General features: G+C 50.7%; 3 protein-coding genes and 1 pseudogene. All 4 read right to left on the bottom strand.

All coding sequences use genetic code 11. The features are described 5' to 3' along the window. Window positions 1-817, bottom strand: a pseudogene (locus HNQ59_RS19025) (contractile injection system protein, VgrG/Pvc8 family); the annotation flags it as partial. After that, a complete protein-coding gene (locus HNQ59_RS19020; protein WP_184041969.1) occupies window positions 783-1,490 on the bottom strand; it encodes a hypothetical protein in 708 nt (235 codons plus the stop codon). The pseudogene HNQ59_RS19025 and the gene HNQ59_RS19020, both read right to left, overlap by 35 nt. A gap of 210 nt (window positions 1,491-1,700) precedes the next feature. Then, on the bottom strand, window positions 1,701-2,447 hold the full coding sequence (locus HNQ59_RS19015; RefSeq protein WP_184041968.1) for a hypothetical protein: 747 nt from the start codon (window positions 2,445-2,447) through the stop codon (window positions 1,701-1,703). Between the two features lie 19 nt (window positions 2,448-2,466). Next, window positions 2,467-4,109 (bottom strand): peptidoglycan DD-metalloendopeptidase family protein (locus HNQ59_RS19010; RefSeq protein WP_184041967.1); only part of this gene is annotated, 1,643 nt, incomplete at its 5' end.

Raw genomic sequence — 4,109 nt, 5'->3', positions numbered from 1 at the left:
GCAGCTGGCCGCTCAGGGCGTAGCCGTGGCGGGTGGCTTGCTGTTGCAGGCTGGCCGGGTCGCCTGGGGGCAGCGGTTGGTGGCTGAGTCCGAGCCGCTGCAGGCGTTGTGCCAGCTCGGTATGGGGGGCGGGCTCGGCGGCGTGGGGGGCGGGGGTGGTGTCCCCGCCTGTCCAGGGGAGCGGGGTGGCGCCCAGCCGGGCTTGCAGGGCGGGCTGGGCGGCGACGGGCAGGTTGTTGACGCCAGCTACCCGTAGCCGGACGATCAGGTAGTGTGGGTCGGCTTGGGTCTGTTTCAGTAGTCGCTGCAGGCTGTGCTGGGTGTGTTCCACCAGCCGGAAGCGGGTGCCGGGCCGGAAGCTGCGCACGCTGCCTTGGGTGCTCAGCAGTTGTGCTTCGGCGTGTTGGGCTTCGGCCAGCTGGGTGGCCCGTGCTTGTGCCAGTATAGGGTCGGTCAGTTGGCCGGCGGACAGGGTGAAGGTTTGTTCGCCCGCCCAACCCAGGTCGCTGTGTTGTCCGGTCAGGGTGTGTTTGCCGCCGTCCCGCCAGCTCTGCAGTTGGGTGTCGCTGGGCAGCAGGGCGGTCTGTGTCGGGCTCAGCCAGCTCAGGGTGTCCTGTTCTTCCTGGCTGTGGCTGCCATGGTAGCGGATGCCCTGCCCCCCCAGGCTGTGGGCGCTGGCCCAGTCTTCCGGTACCAGGCGGCTGTGCGCGAATAGGGCCAGTTGGGCAACAGCGCTTCGACGATCAATTGTCAGCAACCAAAGAAGCAGATCGACTACCAGCTCATCGCCAGCGCGTATACTCTTCTGGCAAATCATACTTATGATCAACAGGGAAACGCTCCATTACCCCCACGCCACCCCATTCTTCATTAGTACCAGGCAGATCTTTTACTTCCCAGCCATTCTTATCTTTAATCAATTTAAAACCAATAGAGACAGACATTTTCCTATCCGGCTTACCACCTTGATTATAATTAAACGCAATCTTAAAAACATTATTATTATAACTAACGGATAAATCTTTAGTTAAGCTATAAATATCACTATGCACAAAATACAGACCATCACTATCCTTATGCCAAATATACTTTCCCGTTGAAATCACCCCTTTTTTTATCTCGCATACAACACTTAAAACCATGTAATTATCTTTTACACTTGAAGCCTGAACACTAGGTTCACTTAGACATCGATCAGCATAATCAATCCAATACCTTTTCTCCAAAATACGATCTTGGGAGAAAAACCTCACCTCATGTACCTTCCTCTCCCCTTTTGCATAAGATTCAAATACCCCAACGCGTCTTAGGGTTTTACTATTTAATAAAACAGCGGTATTGAGATCTGCAATAAGTACACGTTGCCCATCTGGGGTCTCATCGCGAAGGCTCCTCATCCATTCACTTTGGTTAGCTTTCCGCTCTATCTCCTGCCTGATCTTATCTTCTCCTATCGACCCTGCCCTGGCGGGTACCAGTAAGGTAAACATCAACAAGCAACCCATCAACGCAGAAAATGCTCTCACTATTGCCATTAACCTATTCCCTTAAGGTGTTCATTTTCAATCATTGGAAGGTAGATGCGTTGCCCTGTCGCGATGTGGTTGCGCTAGGTGGCATCCAGCATGACCAGAGCCGTTGGACTGCAGGGCTTCCGCAATCAGTTATCAGCCACCAAAGCTGAAGATCGACCACCAGAATCATCGCCAGCGCGTATACTCTTCTGGCAAATCATACTTATGATCAACAGGGAAACGCTCCATTACACCCACGCCCCCCCATTCTTCATTAGTACCAGGTAGATCTTTTACTTCCCAGCCATTCTTACCCCTAATAATTTTAAAATTTATTGACGTGCTAATTTTTCTTGCAGGATTATCCGCTTGGTTATATTTAAATTTAACATTAAACAAACCACTCCCATATCTAATAGATAAATTCCTATTCCAATCATAACTATCACTATGTATAAAATACAACCCACCACTGCCCTCATGCCAAATATATGCATCATGCAGAGTATCGCCATCCTTGCCTTTACACTTAACTCCAATAAAAACATAGCTAGACTCAACATCTGACGCATATAAAACAGGGCCATCAGCACAGCGATCTGCATAACCATTGCTTTTATACCGCCAATCCAAAATAAGATCTTGACTAAAAAACCTTACCTCATAAATCTTTCTCTGTCCCTTTGCATAAGATTCAAATATTCCAACGCGCCTCTTAGTTCTGTTACTCAGCAAAACTGCCGTATTGAGCTCTGCGACAAGTTCACGCTCACCGTCTGGAGTGGAGTCACGAAAATACTTATCCCACTTGCTTTGATCAGCTTTTTTCTTTATATCTGCTCTAATTTTTTCCTCACCAGGGACATCCGATGCCGAAGATATCAAAGGAGTATTCAATAAAAAACAGCTTAATATTACAAAGTAGTATTTCATTACAATCAATCCGTTTCAATCATGAAATCAGCTTATCAATCAGTGGTAGAGGATCAAAGAACTTACCCTTACCCTTCGCAAAATTTGGGCTGGACCTCACCTCAAAATGTAAATGCCCTCCATACTTTATTGCACTTCCAGTACCAACCTCCTTCATATCCTTCGCCCACCCCGTCTCCCCAGTCTTACCAACAGCCTCACCGCACTTCACATAGACTTTCTGCCTGCTTTTTTTACTGACCGATACTTCGCTCAGGTGCGCATACAAAAAATACACCGTGTCATTTTTCACGTCCGCAATGGTCTGGATATAGGCTTTCTGCTTCGCCGCCAAATCGTTGATGTTGACCTGAAGCACCAAGGTCTTGCCATAACCCGGAATGCTCGCAATCATGAACACTTCGGCATTGGCCACCGCATAGATAGGTGTTCCCACCGCCGCCTGCAGATCAATGCCTTTATGTTTGCCTCCCCGCCCCTTGAATAGCGATTTCGAGCGCGCCGAGGCCGGATTGTCCTCACTATCTTTATACCCCCCTACCCGAATGGCACAGCGCGCCAGCGGATTGCACCAAGCTGCCGCCCCGCCAACCGGTTTATCATGCCCAACCTCTTGCCCACCGGCGCTTGCCGTAGGTGGCGATGTGTGTGTGGCGCCTGGGCCAGACTTGGTGGTGACAGCCCCGCTACCCACTTTGTCAGCAGGTGTGGGTTTAGCAGGGGCCGTTTTGTCCGCAGCTTTGGGTGTGGGCCTTTCCTTTGGCTTGGGCTTTTCGACAGGTTTCAAGCTGGAACGTGGAATCTTGAAACCTGCCACATCCTCAAACACATCAAAGGCAGAGCGCTCCACAAATCCGCCTTTGTCGATCATGAATTCCGATGCTCTGACATGGGTATCTGTGTGATTGGCCAGCCAGTAATAGTAAGCAGAGACATAGTCCTCTCCAAAACCATGCCTTTCAGAAAATTTCTCCGCATTTTCAATACTATCAGTTTTGGTTTTTCCACCAAGCTGCCCACCGAGTCGTTTTAAAAAATCGATTTTCTTAGTTACTCTATACTCCCCCGTAAAATACCCTGCACTCCCCTCATGGTGCAGCACATAAGCGATCTTGGCCAGTTCGTCTGGCGGCAGCTTGTCCAGGCTTTTTTTCAAGGCTTTCTCTGCAATGGCCAAGTTATAACGCATATACCATGCCAACGCATCGATCGACATTTCACCCCCCATCCGCCATGCCAGCATTTTCTCCCGATCCGACGCAGATACCTCCCGCCGGAGCTTGGTCTTCCCCTTGTCCTGGCTGGCGGGATAGAACAGCATGCCGCTTGCCGCTTCCAATTGTTCTACCTTGAGATAGGCCAAGGCCGCTTGATTACCCTGGGTGCCAGGTGCCGCCAGGCAGGCATACCAGGTGCCATTCACAAACTGCGACAGACCTGCAGCGGTGGATTTGGTTGAGACGGAGTCTTCCAGCCATTCGCCGGTTTTCTTGACTTTTGCTGCCTCGGCATTGACCATGGCAGCCAGGGCGTGGGGTGTCAAGCGGTAGCGCTTCGCAGCCCCAACCAGGTAGGCGCGATATTTCTCATTCGCCTTCTGCAGATACAGGTTTTCCGAGGTGAAGATGGGGGCGGTCAGCTTGGTGGGCAGTCCGCCTTTCA

It is taken from the genome of Chitinivorax tropicus (assembly GCF_014202905.1).
Lineage (GTDB): Bacteria > Pseudomonadota > Gammaproteobacteria > Burkholderiales > SCOH01 > Chitinivorax > Chitinivorax tropicus.
Note: the sequence above shows the minus strand (reverse complement) of the source record. Positions and strands in the feature narration are given on the sequence as shown.